General features: G+C 44.0%; 12 protein-coding genes and 1 pseudogene. 10 read left to right on the top strand and 3 right to left on the bottom strand.

What is annotated here, in order from left to right; translation table 11 throughout:
- Positions 1–316 precede the first annotated feature (316 nt).
- Genes ABMY42_RS12105 through ABMY42_RS12085 form a run of 5 tightly spaced genes read left to right on the top strand, consistent with a single transcriptional unit; the run spans position 317 to position 8,796 of the window.
- Positions 317–2,329: a prolyl oligopeptidase family serine peptidase gene (locus ABMY42_RS12105; RefSeq protein ID WP_349266339.1), complete on the top strand. Its 2,013-nt coding sequence runs from the start codon at positions 317–319 to the stop codon at positions 2,327–2,329.
- The gene (locus ABMY42_RS12100; protein WP_005452864.1) at positions 2,330–4,471 is read left to right on the top strand and encodes a TonB-dependent hemoglobin/transferrin/lactoferrin family receptor; all 2,142 of its coding nucleotides are present in this window, start codon (positions 2,330–2,332) and stop codon (positions 4,469–4,471) included.
- Positions 4,472–4,480: 9 nt separating this feature from the next.
- A complete protein-coding gene (locus ABMY42_RS12095) occupies positions 4,481–6,733 on the top strand; it encodes a proprotein convertase P-domain-containing protein (protein WP_199449390.1) in 2,253 nt (750 codons plus the stop codon).
- A gap of 34 nt (positions 6,734–6,767) precedes the next feature.
- Positions 6,768–8,219 (top strand): DUF1566 domain-containing protein, encoded by a 1,452-nt coding sequence (locus tag ABMY42_RS12090; RefSeq protein ID WP_045486422.1) that lies wholly within the window; start codon positions 6,768–6,770, stop codon positions 8,217–8,219.
- A 1-nt stretch (position 8,220) separates the two neighbouring features.
- Positions 8,221–8,796 carry a DUF1566 domain-containing protein gene (locus ABMY42_RS12085; protein ID WP_005452860.1) on the top strand — a complete coding sequence of 192 codons (576 nt, stop codon included), beginning with the start codon at positions 8,221–8,223 and terminating at the stop codon, positions 8,794–8,796.
- A gap of 106 nt (positions 8,797–8,902) precedes the next feature.
- Here ABMY42_RS12085 and ABMY42_RS12080 read toward each other — a convergent pair whose 3' ends face one another.
- The gene (locus tag ABMY42_RS12080; RefSeq protein ID WP_009697869.1) at positions 8,903–10,546 is read right to left on the bottom strand and encodes a methyl-accepting chemotaxis protein; all 1,644 of its coding nucleotides are present in this window, start codon (positions 10,544–10,546) and stop codon (positions 8,903–8,905) included.
- A gap of 333 nt (positions 10,547–10,879) precedes the next feature.
- Between ABMY42_RS12080 and ABMY42_RS12075 the strand changes: the two genes are divergently transcribed.
- The 5 genes from ABMY42_RS12075 to ABMY42_RS12055 all read left to right on the top strand — a co-directional run bounded on the left by ABMY42_RS12075 (position 10,880) and on the right by ABMY42_RS12055 (position 16,867).
- Complete coding sequence (locus ABMY42_RS12075; RefSeq protein ID WP_038899359.1) at positions 10,880–11,701, top strand: phosphate ABC transporter substrate-binding protein; 822 nt, start codon at positions 10,880–10,882, stop codon at positions 11,699–11,701.
- 98 nt (positions 11,702–11,799) lie between these two features.
- Positions 11,800–12,732 carry a phosphate ABC transporter permease subunit PstC gene (gene pstC, locus ABMY42_RS12070; protein ID WP_005452855.1) on the top strand — a complete coding sequence of 311 codons (933 nt, stop codon included), beginning with the start codon at positions 11,800–11,802 and terminating at the stop codon, positions 12,730–12,732.
- A 22-nt stretch (positions 12,733–12,754) separates the two neighbouring features.
- Positions 12,755–13,618 (top strand): phosphate ABC transporter permease PstA, encoded by an 864-nt coding sequence (pstA, locus tag ABMY42_RS12065; protein WP_009697868.1) that lies wholly within the window; start codon positions 12,755–12,757, stop codon positions 13,616–13,618.
- A gap of 60 nt (positions 13,619–13,678) precedes the next feature.
- Entirely contained in the window at positions 13,679–14,428 is a 750-nt protein-coding gene (gene pstB / locus ABMY42_RS12060; RefSeq protein WP_005452851.1) for a phosphate ABC transporter ATP-binding protein PstB, read from the top strand.
- Between the two features lie 372 nt (positions 14,429–14,800).
- Positions 14,801–16,867 carry a GGDEF domain-containing protein gene (locus ABMY42_RS12055; RefSeq protein ID WP_017818511.1) on the top strand — a complete coding sequence of 689 codons (2,067 nt, stop codon included), beginning with the start codon at positions 14,801–14,803 and terminating at the stop codon, positions 16,865–16,867.
- 67 nt (positions 16,868–16,934) lie between these two features.
- Here the strand turns inward: ABMY42_RS12055 and ABMY42_RS12050 are convergent, their stop codons facing one another.
- Together ABMY42_RS12050 and ABMY42_RS12045 are read right to left on the bottom strand one after the other, a co-directional pair.
- Positions 16,935–18,581 carry a BatD family protein gene (locus ABMY42_RS12050; RefSeq protein WP_349266338.1) on the bottom strand — a complete coding sequence of 549 codons (1,647 nt, stop codon included), beginning with the start codon at positions 18,579–18,581 and terminating at the stop codon, positions 16,935–16,937.
- Positions 18,582–18,585: 4 nt separating this feature from the next.
- A pseudogene (locus ABMY42_RS12045) lies at positions 18,586–19,007 on the bottom strand (hypothetical protein); the annotation flags it as partial.

Here is a 19,007-nt window from a genome sequence, read left to right as displayed (position 1 = left end):
GGCTTCCTCGCTCTAATTTGGGTTGTAACGACACATCTTTTCTAATTGAGTCTTGCTTTCCGGTGACCTGATATTTGAAAGCTTTGCGGTATTGCCTCTGTATTAGGAGACGCTACCGTAAGGTTTGTCTCTTTCTTACAGATTACTTCTCCAGTAAATACTATTCCACTTAGTGCATTTGCCTAACATTTAAACGTTTGCGTTTTGTAATTAGATAAAAATACCAAATAAATTCCGTAATGATAATTGATCTCATTTTCATTTAAAGGCAGAATACGCCGATATCATTAATTCTATAAATATCTGTACCTTTTATATGAAATTTAGTCATGTTTTTTTGGGGCTTTTCGTTACCTCTTTACCTAGCTTTGCTGCTGATGATTTTAATTGGCTGAGAGATGACTCACGTCAAGATCAACGAGTCATTGCTTACCTCAAGAAGCAAAACCAAGCAACAGAGGGCTATCAAAAAGGTTACAGTGATATTACTCAAAATCTATTAGATAAATGGGATTTGATGACGGCAGAGAAAGGTGACAAGCCTTGGAGTATCAGTAATGGGCAAGAATGGAACCTGACTCGTCGTGAAGGCAATTACATTCTACTGTCTCGTCCAAGCAAAACTGCGAAAGAAAAAGTTGTTTACGATTTTTCATCTCGACAGAATCAACACCAATACTACCAAATCGGTCAGTGGCGCATGCAAGGTTCTTTGCTACTGTTCACTGAGGATGTTGATGGCAGCGAACAATATCGTGCTGTACTCGTGAATGTCTCCAACAACCAGACGACAGAACTGACCGAGAATGTTGATGACAATGTGTTGTTATCAGGCAATGGAAAGTTTGCTTATGCCGTAGCGAAAGAAGCGAAAACACAACGCCCATATCGAATTATTCAAATCGATACTCAGACGCGTGAAAGCAAAGTTATTTGGCAAGAGAATAAAAATGACTGGTTAATGTCATTTTATCCGTCTGCTGATGCTCGTTATGCGCTAGTACAAAGCAATAATGATTCTACGACAGAGCAAAAATTGCTGGATTTGGATTCAGGAAAATTAACGGCTTCGTTACGTAAGCCTGAACTTGGTGTTGAGTATTATGCGGATGTCGCTAAGGGCACCATATTCATCAACAGTAATCTTAACGGCAGCTTTGAGCTGTTTGAGATGAAAGTCTCTGATACTAAACTGCAATCGCCTGCATCTAAGTGGCACCCTTTTGTGAGTGCAGAAGGCGGTATTGAGCAGTTTTATCTTTATGATGCGGGACTTGTGGCATTAGCTAAGAGGGAAAATGCTACGACGATGACTGTGTACTCATACGATGGTCAGGCTAAAAAATCACTTCCTTTGGAAACTGAAGGGCGAGTGGCTTGGCTGAGTACACTCGGAGATTACCAGTCAAACAAGCTCCGCATTCGCAGTATGTCAATGATAACGCCTCCACTCTGGGAAGAGTTCGATGTCGAAACGCTGGTGAAATCTGACTTATCTCAGGATACTTACAACAACTTCTCAAGCGAAAACTACGTATCCAAGCGTATTATGGTTGAAAACCACGGTATAGAAGTACCCGTGTCGCTTGCTTACCGAAAAGATACGTTTTCTGATAACGCTCCTGTCGTCCTTTATGGTTATGGAGCTTACGGCTTTACGATGAAACCATACTTTATGCCTCAAACGGTAAGCTTGCTTGATCAAGGCGTTATTTATGCGATTGCGCATGTCCGTGGTGGTGGCTACTTTGGCAGCGAGTGGCATGAACAGGGGCGTGGTCTTCTTAAAGCTAATTCTATCAATGACTTTACTGCTGTCGCTCAAGCACTAAAACACTTCAAAAGTGGTAAACGTGATGTTTATGCACTCGGTTCAAGCGCTGGCGGCACTTTGGTTGCTGGCGCAATCAACCAAAAACCTGATTTGTTTGCTGGTGCTGTGCTAAAAGTACCATTCGTTGATGTTGTAGCAAGCATGTCTGACCAATCATTGCCATTAACGGCTCAACAATATGGTGAGTGGGGGAATCCGACCATCCCTGAGCAACGCACTATCATGCAAGCTTACGACCCTATCCTCAATATCTATAAAGACGCTTACCCACCCATGTTGGTTCAAGTCGGACTGAACGACCAACGTGTGCCTTACTGGGAAGGTGCTAAATATCTCGCCAAAATTTCGTCGACTAGTGAATCGACAGGACCTTATTTGTTGCAAACGGACTTTAACTCAGGCCACCGCATGGACCCAAGGCAGGCTAGGGAGCAACAAGCAAAGGAATATGCATTTTTATTATCACTAATCAAAAAATCTGAAGCGGAGCAGTAAATGAAGCTTACCCCAGTGTCAGCGGCAGTACTATCGGTACTTGCTGCCAGTCAAGTGCACGCCGAATCTAACGTTTTCTCTATGGAAGAGGTAGTTGTAACTGCTAATAAAATTGAACAACCATTATCGAAAGTCGCGGGCAGTGTTGTGGTTGTTACTGGCGACGAAATTGAGTCGCGGGGAGAAACCGAACTTTATGATGCACTACGTAACGAACCTGGAGTAAGTGTGACTGGAGGAGCTGGTCGTCCTCAAAACATTACTATCCGAGGTATGACGGGTAACCGAATTATGATCATGCGTGACGGTATTCGCTCTGCGGACGGATTTGGCGCAAATGATATTAACGATGCGGTAGGACGAGATACTTTTGATTTATCAAATTTTGGTTCGTTGGAGATCATCAAAGGAGCGAGCTCATCTATTCATGGCTCTGGAGCCATTGGTGGTGCTGTTATCCTGAAATCGAAACAACCGGGTGAGTTCCTAAAGAATAAAGACTTTTATGTGGATGCATCTGGAACGTTTACCGATATCAGCAAGAAGTACAAAGCGACAAGTAACTTAGCATTTCGTTCTGGCAATACGGAAAGTCTCTTCAATGTAGCTTACTGGCAAGGACAAGAAACTCGAAACTTTGATGAAGACCTGTATAACCGAGATCTTGATGGTTATAGCGGTGCATACACGATCAATCATTTCTACAGCGATGAATTGATGTTGAAAGCACGAGCAGAACTTTACACCCAGAACCAAAAGCGTTTAGAAGGTTCCCCATCGATTCAACCTGACGGGCGCTGGGATATCGAAACATTTGATGAGGATGAAGCTTCCGAAGAATACAGTGCTTACGTTGGTGTGGAAATGACGCCTCTTGAACCTACTTGGTTTGAAGAACTCGATGCCAAAGTTTACTGGCGCCATACCGAAGTGGTTGAAGATACAAATCGTTTGATGCGACAGACAGACCACAATGGTTTGACTGTTAGACGTCGTGAGCTTGAGCACAAGAAGTTTATTGATGAAACGATGGGATTCCGAGGAGATTTCACACACACAATTAACGCGATAAACACTGAGCACCAGCTTGCTTATGGTGTCGAGCTATCGACAGATTATTACGAGCGCAAAGACAGTGATTCTAAGATTGATTGGAATGGTGTTACACCTTCTATAAAGCAACCTTTCGCCCCAGCTCGATCTTATAATTTTGGTCTATATGTCCGAGATATGGTGGAGTTAGATAAGTGGACCATTACGGGCGGATTGCGATTCGATGCGCATCGACTAACACCAGATGGAAAAGGTGAGATTGGTGGTTTTGCTCTTAAAGACATTGATAGTTCGGAAGTTTCGCCAAGCTTGTCGGTTTCTCGTGAAGTGTTTGCTAACGACATCGTTTATGTCTCGTACAACCACGGTTATCGCGCTCCTGAATACGATAAAGCGTATGGCTTCGTAAATCATGATTTTGTACCACTAACTCCTTTTGTTATTGCACCTAATCTAGACCTCAAAGCTGAAACCTCTGATTCTTTTGAAATTGGTAATAAGTTCGATAACGGTCACGTGCATTTGTTTGTGGCTGCTTTCTACAACAAGTATGACAACTTCATCGATGTTGTAACAACAGGGTTTGACTCCAACTCGGGTAATTTCATCAAGCAGTACCAAAACCTTGATGGGGTAGAGACTTACGGTGCTGAGGTTTCTGCGGGTTATGCATTTACCAGAAACTGGAATATCAACACCAAGTTTGGATATGTCGATGGTAAAGATGCTGATGGTGACTACGTTCGAAGTATCACTCCCTTTGAAGGTAATGTTCAGCTTGATTACATGAGTCAAAAGTTAGGGGCTTATGTCGCTTGGAATTGGGCCGCGGCCATGGATCGAGTGCCGAAATGTCAGACCTCACTCGGTCTAGCTACAGAGTGTGCTCAGACGAGCGCATGGAATACTTTTGATATCGGTGCTACCTACCGAGTGACAAAAGACCTGCGCTTGAGCGCAAACATCGTCAACCTTCTCGACAAAGAATACATCCGCTACCAAGACGTTGCTGGTATCGCTGAGGAAAGCAAACGTTACTCAACTGAACCAGGACGCTACGTCACACTTAACGTGAAATACGAATTCTAGGACGAAATCATGAAGCTAAAACCATTAGCGCTTTCACTTGTTGTTGCCTGTACCTTTTCGGTACAGGCCGCAGAGTGGGACTACCCCATAACGAACTCTGTAGTGAATAATGAAGCTGAAGCGAAGACTTATTTAGATAGTAATTACGCGAATGCAGGTGAATTTAAGTTCCGTTACAAAACGCAATCTCGGCTCGGTGAGCATTACAACTTTGATGTTTGGGTTAAAGGAGAATACCAAGCTCAAAGAACAGTAGTGGTAACAACGGACAAAGAGCACCATGTGGTTCGAGTATTTAAGAGCCTCGAGGACACCATCATCCGCAATGGCAAACCGACGGTTGCAGCTGAGATGGAAACACCTCGACAGCTAGAAGCGCAAGAACCGCCAGCACTTAGCACCGGTCATATGGTGGATGTGGATGTATCACTGTTCAATCCTGATTTGCGTACTATGCAGCAACAGCCTGCGCCAGAGTCTGCGTGGTCTTCCCTATCGGATTACCCAAGACCAATCGAGTATGTCACCAAATCGGTCCAAGTTCTCCAGTCTGGTGGTAAGTTTTACCTATCGAACAGTCGGGTAAAACAAGTTGACGCCACGGCGTTGTTAGCAGTGACAGCCCCTGGTGCAGAGCCTGAGCGCGATACAACGAATTTTTTACCTGCCGAAGGTCTCCAGTCTTTTGACAGCATTGAACAAATGCAGCAAACGAAGTTTGGAGATAATGCGTTTCCACAGTTAATGGCGTTTTACCACCTTGATAACTCGATTCAGTACCTAAGGAGTATTAATTATGAGCTCTTTAATGCTCCTTTGCGTTTTGATGGTCGAGGTCTAGCAAAAGATAACTCTACTTATTACTACGGTCCACGCGCTCTGATGCTTGGCGTCGGTGGTGTGTCTCCTGATGCTGTTGATGCTGACGTTGTGCTACATGAATTCGGGCATGGTGTTCACTATCAAATCGTTCCTGACTGGGCATACGGTCATACCGGTGCGATAGCCGAAGGCTTTGCCGATTATTGGGCAGGAAGTGCTAGCTATCGAACACAATATCAAGATGCCACCCGCCGTGGGCAAGAATTTGAGATTGATACTGTCTTTAATTGGGACGGGATGTTCGGCGTTCGTCGAGGGACAAGAAGCTTATGGAACCAGCGTGCTCGATATTTTGAAGGTGCAGAGTACCCAGCTCATATAAGCGTAGGAGGAGAGAATGGTGATGAGCTTTGGTCTACGCCACTTTTCCAAGCGTTAAAAACCTCGGTTATGCGTTATGGAGACGGTACAGATAAGGTCTTTCGTGAGTTCGATAGCATCGTGTTGGAGGGCATGTATGGTATAGGACGTGGCGTGAAAATGCATGACCTTGCAGAATCTACAGTTTTTGCGGCAAAAACACTGTTTCCAGATAAAGAGTATGCGCAATTTTTGACAGATAGCTTTAACAAACACAATTTGTTGAAAGCACCATTTCGTGCGCGTTATGACGCGCGTTACATCCAAGTTGGTAAAGATGTCGGAGTTAGCATTGCTCAGAACGGTCGAATTGCGACGATTAAAGGTCAATGGCAACTCGATGGTAAGTCGGTATTCGATATTGATCAGGCGCTTTCGGATTCTACATCTATGCAGGTTGCTTTACCGCAGGGGGTTACTTGTGGGACTCAATTTGACTCTTCTATCGCGCTCGATTATCGATTTGGTGAAGATCTAAAAACTCACCAATGGACAGAAAGTATCAAGCTGGTTAACGGCGTACCTAAATTAGACATCAAACCTCAAGCTCTGAATTCAGCGTTACCAGAACAAGGTGACAGGCTCTTTTCGCAAACTTTATCTGATAGGTCTCTAAAGATTGATGATTCGTTTGCTGTTTACCTAAATATTGAACATGAGTCTCTTCAAGATCTACAAGTGACGTTGGTATCGCCTCAGGGCAAGACTGCCGTGCTGCTTAGTCATCAAACAAGTAATTCAAATGGATTTAAAGGTTACTTTACAGCTCAGTACGATGATGAGTTAAAAGAACTCGTTGGCGAACCGAGTTGGGGTACTTGGCGTCTCGAGGTTTCGGATCGCGTGTCTGGAAACTCTGGGGTGTTGAAAGAGTGGGGTGTGAGTCACTTTGCTCAGTATCAGTGTCGTGCTGATACCACTAATGAAAACAGTAATGGTGGCTCGGGTGGTAGTGGTTCACCTTTCGCATTGTTTGGTCTGTTACTGCTTTCAATGGTGAGAGTGATTCGCTCTCGTTAAACCACAAATTATTAATCAAAAGAAGATAATATTTATGAAGTTTCAATATTCTTTCATTGCTATATCGCTCGCCCTTGCTGGCTGTGGCGGCGGTTCTGGTGGTGACACAGCCGCTCCGACATACAACCTAGCGGGTACGATTGCAGCCCAAGGCACATTGCTGGATACCCCTGTGTGTATCGACTTAAACCAAAACTACGTTTGTGATTCATCTGAACCCAGTACAAAAAGTGATAATGCTGGTAAGTTCACCCTGACATCAAGCGACAAAAACATTTTGACTAGCACGATTCTTGCTGAAGTTGATCAGGGCTCAAATCAAACACTTCGAGTAAGTGCCCCAGGTCAAAACCTAGCGACAGGCAACACGCTTAATGGTGTCACAAGCCTAATTTCGGGCTTAGTTGTAGATGGTAAAACGCTTGCTCAGTCGGAAGAAATTGTAAAAACGCAATTGGCTGGTGCGGGCGTTTCTTTGTCTGGTTCCGTGATGTCAAGTGCAACGGCAAGCGAGCTAAGCACACTCGAACAAAATACGGCTGCCGTACTAAAAAGTATGAAGCCGGAGCAAATGAAGCAAGGTGTTGCTCTCCTTTCTCAGAATCTTAGCTACCAAAGTAAAGCGCTTGTCTCAGAGTCGCTATCTGATGCTCAAATCGCATCGTTGGCTAAAGAAATTAGTGAACTTGCTGATCAGACTATAGGTCGTAACGACACCGGTGTCGTGTTGTTTTTCGCTGAAGGAACTTCTGGTGTTGCGAAAGAACCGCTAGATTACCCAGGTCAGGATGCTTCTTATGGCTTCGATAAAACCGATAAGCAAACAACAACAGGATCAGGACTTAAATTTGTCAAGCTTGATGCGAAAGGTACAGCTTTGGCTGATGATGCGTCAGAGTGGTCTTGTACCTTGGATGAGCGTACTGGTCTAGTTTGGGAAAACAAGAGTGGGGATTCTAACTCAATTCAATTTAAAGACCGCCTATTTGCGTTTGAGTCTGAAACATTTAAACCATTTAGCAAAGATGTCGATCTTGCAAGTTGTAAAGACGCGGGTGATGAAGTTTGTACAACAAGCCAATACGTTGAGTACACGAACAAGCAGTCGTTATGTGGAATTGCTAGTTGGCGTTTGCCGACTTACCGTGAGACTTATGACTTACTAGACTTTGGTGAACAAACACTGTTTGCTCCAAACGACGAATATGCGCCATACAACGTCTATGGTTTTAATGTTAAATACTTCCCACAGCAAACCATAGGTAGTCCTTATTTAGAATATGGTGCGTTTTGGCATAGCGACTTTAAGTTTACGAATGCATCATCACAGCTCATTGATGGTGAGGTTTATTTCCCTGCGATTGTCTCTCGGGGCGTAGAAAGAGGAACTATTTCATACGTCGAGATTCGCTCAAGCAACACAAGTGTAGGTGCTGATGATTCTTACCAATTCCCAATCCGTCTAGTCGCAGTTAAGGGGCAATAAGATGAAGAAATTAATAACTGTACTATCTCTTGCTTTGGTTTCTCAAACTGGAATGGCTGCACAAGAGTGTTCTACTGACTTTTCTAAAACGGCACCTAACACGCGTTATACATATTCTGAGAACGGTACCGTAACTGATCTGAAAACAGGTCTAACATGGATGCGCTGTCCAGTCGGTATGACATGGAATGTAGGAAATCAAGAATGTCAGGGGACGCGATCTACAATGTCATGGCAATTAGCTCTCTCCACAGCAAAACAAATTCGTAATAAGGACGGCAACCATCCTCTTCACAATTTTGCGGGCAAAAAAAACTGGCGACTAGCAAATATCAAAGAGCTGGTATCTCTAACTGAGCGAGCTTGCCACAGTCCAGCTATGAATGGTACAGGGTTTGTTAGCGGCTATAGTTTGAAAGGTGGAGATGATGTTCTAGGGATTTATGTGTGGAGTAACACACCTAATGGCGACGGTGAGCATGTTGCAACTTTTGACACGACTAATGGTGAGATTTTTAATCGAAAGCCGTTAAATTCAGCCTTCAAAGCTACTGTATTGTTAGTGACGGATGAGTAATAATCATTATATCAACAAAGACTTATAGTTTTGTTGTTTATAAAAAGCTCCGCGATTGCGGAGCTTTTTGTTTTCTCGTGTGTAAATTATGCGTTGAGTCGAACGCTTAGATTTGGAACTGCTTAAGCTGGTGTTTCTGATTTTCTGCCAAACCAGACAACTCTTGCGCTGCAGCGGCTGATTGGGTGATACCCGTTACGTTCTGGCTGACCAACTCATAAATAGTGCTTAAGTTGTTGTTGATGTCAGAGGTGACTTGTTTCTGTTCTTCTGAAGCGGTCGCAACTTGAGTATTGATCGCGTTCAAGTCAGAAATCGCGCTGTTGATGTCGCTCAGAGATCGGCTTACTTCTGCAGCAAGCGCCTGGTTGTCTTCTAGCATGGCTAAGCTTGAATGCATGCTTTCGTTTGCCTGACCAGACTGTTGTTGTAGCTCTTCAATGATGGTTTGGATCTCTTTGGTCGATTCTTGAGTTCTTGCTGCAAGCATACGTACTTCATCTGCAACTACGGCAAATCCACGACCACTTTCACCTGCGCGTGCTGCCTCAATAGCGGCATTGAGTGCCAACAGGTTGGTTTGTTCAGAGATACTTTCAATAACCTCAATCACTTTACCAATCTGTTCCGACTGGTCTTTTAGTGATGTCACTACGTGGGCAGCTTCGTTGAGTTGATCTGCCATCTTAGTACTTGCACGCGTGCTTTCCTCAAACATGCTCAAACTTTGTGAAGTTAATTTCGTCGCTTCATTAGACGCGCTATCCGCTTGTTGTGCGTTAGTTGACACTTCCGCAGCGGTAGATTCAAGTTGATTAATTGCAGAAGCGACTTGTTCTACTTCTTGTTTTTCTTGATCAGAGTTTGCGCTGCTTTGTGTCATGACTGTCGCAAGCTCAGTAGAGGCCGAAGCGACATCTTCACTGATTCGTACTAGAGAATCGACGGTGCCACGAAGCTGATGGATCGTTTGGTTAACGTCACTTGCTAATTCGGATACTTCGTTTTTACCTACTTCTTCTGCTTCTACAAGCAAGTTGCCTTTTGCTACTTCTCTCATGGTTTGTTGCAGATTACGAATAGGCGCAACAATATAGCTTGCCAGCAGCCAACTGATTAATGAAGCAATAGAAAGGATGATGACCAGCGAGATGGTGCTGTAGGTTAGCGTATTAGAGTGCAATACTCCGTTTTCTTCTACTTCATCCGTTACGATTTGATTGAGCTTTTTAGACAAGCTGTCAATGGCATTGATCATTGCCTCACCAGCGAGGCGGTATTTGCCCATTGCGGTTTCGTATTCTCGGTCAAAATCCGATGTTGTGTAGTCCGATGAATGCTTGGTATTTAACAGAGGTGTCATGGTGACTCGAGTGAAATCCACATAGTGGTTCATCGCCTCACGCATGGCATTTACCTCTGCATGAATCCCTTCAATTTGATCGATTGAGTTTAAAAATTCTTGGTTTGTCGCCTGACGTCGTTGTAATTCTTGGTTAAGTGTTTTGACATCTTCAGCCCTGAAAAGACTGTAGATAGCCTTAATGCGCATGGCATAAGTGTTGTCTACGATTGAGCTCAGTTCTTCTTTGTGCACGATAAGGTTATTTGTTGAAACCGTAACTTTATCGAACGCTTGCTCTAATTTTCCTATGCCTACGCTCAAACCTACGATGAGAAGTATGACAGTGAAAAGTACGGGCACGAAAACCTGTAGCTTAATAGACAGCGCACTAAGTAATTGACGCATGATTGACCCTCTAAAGATTGTAACTATTATCATTTTTGTAAGTAAAGCGTAACGATTCTAATCATTAGTCTCGATATATCAATCATTTAACAATGTTTATTTGTTATGAAATATATTAAAAGCGATGTAGTTGGCATTTTGCTATTACAAAAAGCAGTCAAAGTATTTTGAGCTCGAAAGTAAATAAAGTTTGATTGCTGATTTATTAAGCAGAAATGACAACGTGTCATAGAGGCTTCAACTAAGTGAAACACAACTGTCATATTTGGATTCTAAAGTGAGCACCGTTCAAGTGAAACACAACGGCAATAAGGCCACTTAAAGGAAATTGTGATGAAAAAGACAGTAATCGGTGCAATCGCACTTCTAGGCGCAATGGCAGTGACTCCTGTTTCTGCTAAAGAAACTATCTCTGCAGTGGGTTCTAGCAGCGTAACTCCACTGATGGAAGTTTTCTCTGAAACATACATGAAGACAAACCCGAACGTATTTATCGAAGTTCAAGGTCCTGGTTCATCTGCTGGTGTTAAAGCAGCGAAAAACGGTTCTGCAGACTTAGGTATGTCTTCTCGTAACCTAAAAGACTCTGAGAAAGAGCCTGCTCTAAAAGAAGAGACAGTTGCTCTAGACGGTATCGCAGTTGTTGTAAACCCACAAAACAAACTATCAGGTCTAACGGCTGAGCAAGTTACTGCTATCTACAAAGGCGAAGTGACAAACTGGAAAGATGTTGGCGGTGCAGATAAGCCAATCGTAGCAATCACTCGTGATACGGCTTCTGGTACTCGTGGCGCATTCGAAGACATCATGTCTCTAAAAATGAAAATTTCTGGTAAGAAAGTATCTGCAATCTCTCAACGCGCTCAAGTTGCTAACGGTAACGGTGCACTGAAGACTATGGTTGCTTCTAACCCATACGCAATCGGCTACATTTCTCTTGGTACTGTTGATGGCTCTGTAAACGCACTTCCAATCGATGGTATCGAAGCATCGGTAGACAATGTGAAGAACGGTTCTTACAAAGTTGCTCGTCCTTTCCTTGTCCTTTACAAAGAAGGCAAGCCATCTGCTGAAACTCAAAAATTCCTAGACTGGATGCTAACTGACGAAGCGCAAGCGCTAGTTGACCAAAAAGGTTACATCTCAGTTAACTAATCCTATCGGGACTCTAAAGTTTGCTCAGCCCAACGTTTCGGGCTGAGCCTTTTCTATCCATTGTGTTCAACGGCATTGCCAAGAACCGTGAGATTTTTATGACCATCGCAACAAATAGTGAAAAGCTTATGACTACTGACGCTAAAGCGATCAGCAAGCCAGGTTTACGCGAAAAACGCCGCGTCGATTGGAGAGAACGCATCTTCCACGGCTTGTTCCTAACGAGTGCTGTTATCGGCATCGTATCATTAGCAGTTATCGCATACTTCATCGTTCGAGAGAGTATCCCAGCATTCCAAGAAGCGGGCGTCTCGGGCATTGTCCTAGGTCAAAACTGGTTACCACCTGCACTATACGGTGTTGCCACTATGATCGTCGCTTCTATCGTATCGACAGCTGGCGCGGTTTTAGTGGGTGTTCCAATTGGTGTTTTGACTGCTATCTTTATCGCGGAAATCGCACCAAAGCGCTTGGCGGACATTATTCGCCCGGCAGTAGAACTGCTCGCAGGTATCCCTTCCGTCGTTTACGGTTTCTTTGGTCTAGTTATTATCGTTCCACTGATTCAAAACGTTTTTGATGTGCCAGCGGGTAACACTATCCTTGCAGGTATCATCGTTCTTGGTGTGATGATTCTACCAACGGTAATTACGGTTTCTGAAACGTCTATCCGCGCGGTTCCTCGTACTTACAAAGAAGGTTCTTTGGCGCTAGGCGCATCTAAAATCTACACCATCTTTAAATTGCTCGTTCCAGCGGCTCGCTCAGGCATCATGACAGGTGTGATTCTGGGTATCGGTCGTGCGTTGGGTGAGACCATGGCGATCATTATGGTTATGGGTAACGCGCCAGCTATGCCAGAAGGCATCTTGGATTCGGCTCGTACGCTAACGGCAAACATCGCTATTGAAATGTCTTACGCAAGTGGTGTTCACGCAAACGCACTTTACGCTACAGGTGTGGTACTTCTTGTTTTCATCATGTCGTTGAACGCTGTACTACTTTACCTAAACCGAGAAAAAGCGAAGTAATCGCTCGTTAAAGGTGACTATTATGGATCGCGCAAAACTTAAAAAAGCACGCCAGTTCAAAGATAATGTCTTTAGCGCATTTGTCTGGATCTCGGCAGCACTGACGGTAGGTTTTTTGTTCTGGATTATCTGGTACATCCTATCAAACGGTCTACAACATGTAGATTGGAACTTCATTACTGATAACTATACGCGTACAGGTGAAGAGCAGGGCATCTTCCCAATGATTGTGGCGACAATTTACATGGTTATCGCATCTATCGCAGTGGCTGCTCCACTCGGTATCATGACAGCAATCTACTTGACCGAATACGCGAAAGTAGGCAGTCGTTTAGTGAAGATTATCCGATTTTGTACTGAGTCATTGGCGGGTATTCCGTCGATCATCTTCGGTCTATTCGGTATGACTTTCTTTGTGGCAATTCTTGGTCTTGGCTTCTCGATTCTATCAGGTGCCCTAACGCTAAGTATCCTTATCCTGCCAGTGATCATCCGTACTACGGAAGAAGCGTTGATGGCAGTACCGCAAACATACCGTGAAGGTTCTTACGGTCTGGGTGCTTCTAAGATTTACACTATCTGGCGTTTAATTCTTCCAAGCGCAATGCCAGGTATCTTAACCTCGGTCATTCTAAGTATTGGTCGTGTCATTGGTGAGTCTGCTCCAGTATTCCTGACAGCAGGTATGGTTGCACGTATTCCGGATTCTCTATTGGATTCAGGTCGTACGTTAACCGTTCACCTATACAAACTGACTACCGAACTGTTTACCATTGAAGAATGGAATCAGGCTTACGGTACCGCGACAGTTCTGATTGTTGTTGTTCTACTGATCAACATGTTTACAAAACTTATCGCACGACGTTTTAACACCGCAACTTACTAACAAAACGAATTAAGAACGCACGTTAAAAGACACGAATTCAAGATTTAAGAGATTAAGAAAATGAACAAGTTTGATATTGAAAACCTAGATCTGTTTTACGGTGACAACCAAGCACTGAAATCAATCAACTTACCAATCCCAGTACGCCAAGTGACGGCACTTATCGGTCCTTCAGGTTGTGGTAAGTCAACATTGCTACGTTGCTTGAACCGCATGAATGACCTGATTGAAGGCGTTAAGATCACGGGTAAGTTGGCAATGGACGGTGAAGATATTTACGGCAATATCGATGTTGCTGACCTTCGTATTAAGGTTGGTATGGTATTCCAGAAGCCAAACCCATTCCCAATGAGTATTTATGAAAACGTGGCGTACGGTCTGCGAGCTCAAGGCATCAAAGACAAAAAGCACATCGATGAAGTTGTGGAACGATCCCTGCGTGGTGCAGCACTTTGGGATGAAGTAAAAGACCGTCTTAAGTCTCACGCGTTTGGTCTATCTGGCGGTCAGCAGCAGCGTCTATGTATTGCACGTACAATCGCGATGGAGCCTGATGTGATTCTAATGGATGAGCCAACATCAGCACTTGACCCGATTGCGACCCACAAAATCGAAGAATTGATGGAAGAGTTGAAGAAGAACTACACCATCGTGATCGTAACGCACTCAATGCAGCAGGCGCGTCGTATCTCAGATCGTACTGCGTTCTTCCTGATGGGCGAATTGGTTGAGCATGACGATACACAAGTTATCTTTAGCGATCCAAAAGACGACCGCACCCAAGGTTATGTAAACGGTGACTTTGGTTAATTACAGTATTTACAAGCATATACGTTAATAACTATAAGCGATGGTACTCTTGCCCCTCCTAGTGAGGGGCTTTTTTTATTTTGGGTGTGACTGCCTATCATTATTAGCAATGCTCATGTTGATTCATTTTTGCTCATTTTTTTGCAGTATGTAATTCTGATGAAACACCTGTCTAAAAATGTTGAAAGGTTCTCGAATGTGAAATTAAGTTAATATTTTTTGCGAAAGACTTAACAGCTCAACTTGGATTCCATTGATTGCATATCTACACCTAAGTAGTTTTTTATCGAAAATAAAAAAGTAGATTAGGTTGGTCAGGTGAGTTTAAAAAGTTTTACAAGAACAGTCTCTTCGACGAGAGATCATAGGCTCTTGGCGGAAGCCATCTTCGAGCATCTAGAACAGCACTTTTCCCCCAGCGCGATAGCGATTTTCGACGATCCGCTGACTAATCCAACCGGGACCATTCTTTTTTCCCGTGGTGACTTATTTCCAATTCGTCAGTATCCAGAAGCTTTTTGGGATTGGGCAAGCCAGTTTGATACCTCAGAAAGTATTATTCCCCTTGCGATCAATACCTGCAATTGGGAACACATTCAAGATCTGGGTGGCGACAGCTACATCATGATGCTCGATAACACACCGATTAAGCGCACCTATCTACTAGTACAAAACGTTCAAGCTCGATCGGCTCACAATATTTACGAAGAAAGCTACGATGCTATGCAGCTCGCTGCTGCTCGTTGGCAGTGCATTCGAGCTGAAAAACACGCGTCGCTTGAGATGAAGCACCGCGATGTACGAGAAGCCCAATATGTTGATGAACTCAGCCAACGTGAACGGTTCATCGAAAATATGAAGCTCGTACAACAAGTCGCTTTAGAAATTTCCAACCCAGACTCTTTGAAAGATCTGTATTTAAAAGCAGTAGAAGCACTGCGTGAGCGTCTAGGCTTTGATCGCTCAACCTTGATGTTGCTTGATATGAAAAAGCGCAGTTTCAGTGGCACGTACGGTACAGATGAATCGGGTACTACTATTGACGAGTTCCACACTCAGTATGATCTTCACCAATTGAGTGAAGAGTATATCGCCGCTTTGTCGAGCATAGAGCGCAATCTGGTCATCGTTGAAGATGCCCCTATATATACCGCAGGCAAAGTTGTCGGGCAGGGATGGAACGCGATGTTGATTTTACGCGATGGGAATGAGCCATTTGGCTGGTTTGCGTTGGACAACTTTATTCACCGTAAACCGATTACCGCTTACCAAAAGCAAATGCTGGAGTCTTTTGGTTCGCTTTTCTCTCAAATTTTTATCCGAAAACGCCAAGAGCAAAATGTGCGTATGCTGCACTCCAGTATGGTTGAATTATCACGTTGTACGACCGTGAGTGATGTCTGTAAATCTGCGGTGACGTTTGCAATTAAGAACCTTGGCATTGACCGTATGGCCGTGTTCTTAACCGATGAAAATTGCTCTTATATGCAAGGAACGTGGGGAACCGACATTCAAGGGAATGTGGTTGATGAATCTTACTTTTTTGGTGAGACGCAAGACTTCTCTTTGATCAATTTAGCCCGCTCGATGCCAAATGAGGTCGCCTTTGAAGAATCGGTACCTATTTACCATGACTGTAACATTGTAGGGTTCGGTTGGGCTGCCATGACAGTGCTGACATCGAATAGCAGCGGTCCTATCGCTTTTATCGCCGTGGATAACCTCCTTACCCGTGCACCGTTGACATCTCAGCTACGTGAAGTGATTCGAATGTTTGCTTCAAGCCTTGCTGAAGTGCTGCAAAGAACGCAAGCGCAGGAAGCGATTAGAGAGCTTAATGAGAACCTAGAGCTTGAAGTCAAGAATCGAACAAAAGAGCTGGAAGAAGCGAATCGACAATTGGAGGTTTTGTCCAAACTTGATCCGCTAACACGTTTGGGCAACCGCCGCATGTTAGAGCATGTGATGCAAAAGTACTGTTATATCGAACATAATGAGGTGATGCCTTTCGGTCTTATTCTGATCGATATTGACCATTTTGGTTTGTTTAACAACCATTATGGGCACTTAGAAGGGGATATTGCCTTAATGCGAATTGGCAATATTCTTGAGCATCATACCAAAGATGAAGACGAAGTATTTTGTCGCATTGGTGGTGAGGAGTTTGTCCTTCTGATGATCGGGTCTGACCAAGAAGAGGTTAGGCTACGTGCGGAGTGTATTCGACGTTGTATCGAGGATGAAGGAATCAAGCATTGTCACAACCCAGAAGGTGAATTGCTTACGGTTTCTGTCGGTTATTCCTGTTATCAAACTCAAGGAAAAGATTTTAATTTTGATCACCTTTATCAACTTTCAGATAAAGCGCTTTATCAGGCGAAAAATAGCGGTCGAAATTGTGTTCGTATGTTCGACACGCCGGATCAAATCGTTGCTTAAGATCACCAAAATACAAAAATGGCAGCTCTGATTGAGCTGCCATTTTGCGTTAGTAGGATGAAGGAGATTACAACTTTTCTAGCTGGTGGCTAGATTTAGTGTGCTTCTCTTTCGCCAGTTGTTTAAGTTTGACGAGTAGAGTTTCTGCTTTCCACGCTTGTTGTGTCGCACTAAAGCGAGATTGGTTCATAATGGCTAACTCCTCTTTCACCGCTCTTACTGCGTCAGACTCGCTGCTGCTATGATGGGTGTTTAGGTAGTCATTAACTGCTCTTTCAATCATCACGCTGTCACCTTGTTTGATGGTGCGCTCTAAATCTTGAATTGGCGAACCATGACGCGCGCTTACTGCCTTTTCTGTTTGTTGAGTTGCGCGTGTTTTCCATAGTCCAAACGCGATAGCAGAAGTGACAAGCCACAATACGCCGAATACGAAAGTGAGTGTTTGCCAAATTGAATCTACACCACTTGGCGCAGTGGGTGCCGAAGTAGCTGCAGGTTGCGTTGGTAACGCACTTTCTGGCAAGGTAATTAAACCACTATCACTTTTTTCGACATTCAATTTGAGCTGGGTGATCTCTGCTTTTCTCTCTTGATCTCGATTGCTATCCCACCAATTTACAGAATACCCCGGGAGTGTCAGGCTGCCTGCCTCGGTAGGGATTAGCACTTGTTTGACGGTCATCGTCACTGTGCCATCGCGCGAGGTTTCAAACTGTGGTTGTTCAGGGTAAACACGTAATGTACTTGGGTAAATAATACCAATACGTGGCAAGTATTCCGCTTGAGTACCATGTGCTCGAATGCGAATCGTACGAGTGATAGAAGAACCTTGCTTCACAGTGTTTATCTTATTCACAGACAGAGGATTACCCTGATCATCTTGCCAGCTCTGTGTCATTTCTAACGCACTTGCAGGCAGCCAGTTTCCTTTGAAGTCTTTTGGAATTGGCTTGACGGTAATTGTCATTTGCTCTGTTTTTGTGTTGATTGGCATGATCTTGGTTGAGCCAGTTAAGCTGTCCCCATAGATATATGAACCAGTCAGCTTAGGGCCGTTAAGCGTGTACGTGCCTGGTTGATCCGCAGTAATGTGGAATGACTGTTCTAACACCGTAACTTCAAGTCCATCTATAACGCGACGACCTTGTTTGGCATCGCTTGCTGGCTCGATTTTCATCCCTTCAATACTTGGTGGGAGGATTTGAGGGTTATCAAGGCGACGAGGATCTGCCTTTATGACTAACTGCATTCGCACCGTCGTAGACTGCTGGGGATAAAGCGTATGGTTATCCACGTCCATGTTGAAACTAAACAGCTCATCCATGTCCGGTTCTGTTTGATCTTTGGTGACGCGCAGTTTGATAGGCTCTGTTGTCATTCCATCAGCAGAGAAGCTAGGGATGGTCACGACACCTTCTTTCATTGGAGCAATTGAAATACTCCATTCAGTGCGAACGGTTTTATGACCATTGATGTTATTACTCGAGCGACCATAACGCGGCTGACCCAAAAAGAAATCATCTTTCAGAGCATCAAAGTTAATCGCATCTGAGCCTAGCTCTGTGTCTGCCATGATCCTAAGGTTGATCACTTCGTTTTTAGCCACCTGAGTCTTATTTACGCTGGCTTGAAGGCTTTGAGCAAAAACCGAAAAGCTAGTTAGTAGGCTGGCCATTAGAACAAAGACCAGTTTTGCGCCTTTTTTCATCATGGACTTACCACTCCTTATTTGATTGTTGTGGAGGTTGTTTTTGTTGAGCTTGCAACTGCATTTGAGCACGAATCAGGAAGCTTGGGTCACGAGCACTTTCCACCGCTTCTAAGCGTCGGAACTCAGGGTCATCCTGATGTGTTTTCTCTGGTTGAGCTTGAGCCTGCATTGGCTGACCTTTCTGCTCATCCAGTTTCTCTTTTCCTTGTTTAGCGCGTTGCTGCTCGGCTTTCTGCTTTTCTTTTTTATTTTCAGATTCTTGCTGATTTTGTGACTGTTGTCCTTGCTCTTTCTTAGCCTCATTTTGAGACTTTTGTTGCTGTTGCTGTTGCTGTTGCTGTTGCTGTTCCTGTTGCTGTTCCTGTTGCTGTTGCTTTTCCTGTTTCTGTTGCTGTTCCTTTTGGTGTTGCTGTTGCTCTTCTTTTT

The sequence above is a fragment of the Vibrio sp. SSH13-20 genome, from assembly GCF_040104475.1.
Lineage (GTDB): Bacteria > Pseudomonadota > Gammaproteobacteria > Enterobacterales > Vibrionaceae > Vibrio > Vibrio harveyi.
The sequence above is the reverse complement of the archived record's forward strand: the minus strand, read 5'-3'. Positions and strand labels throughout refer to the sequence as shown.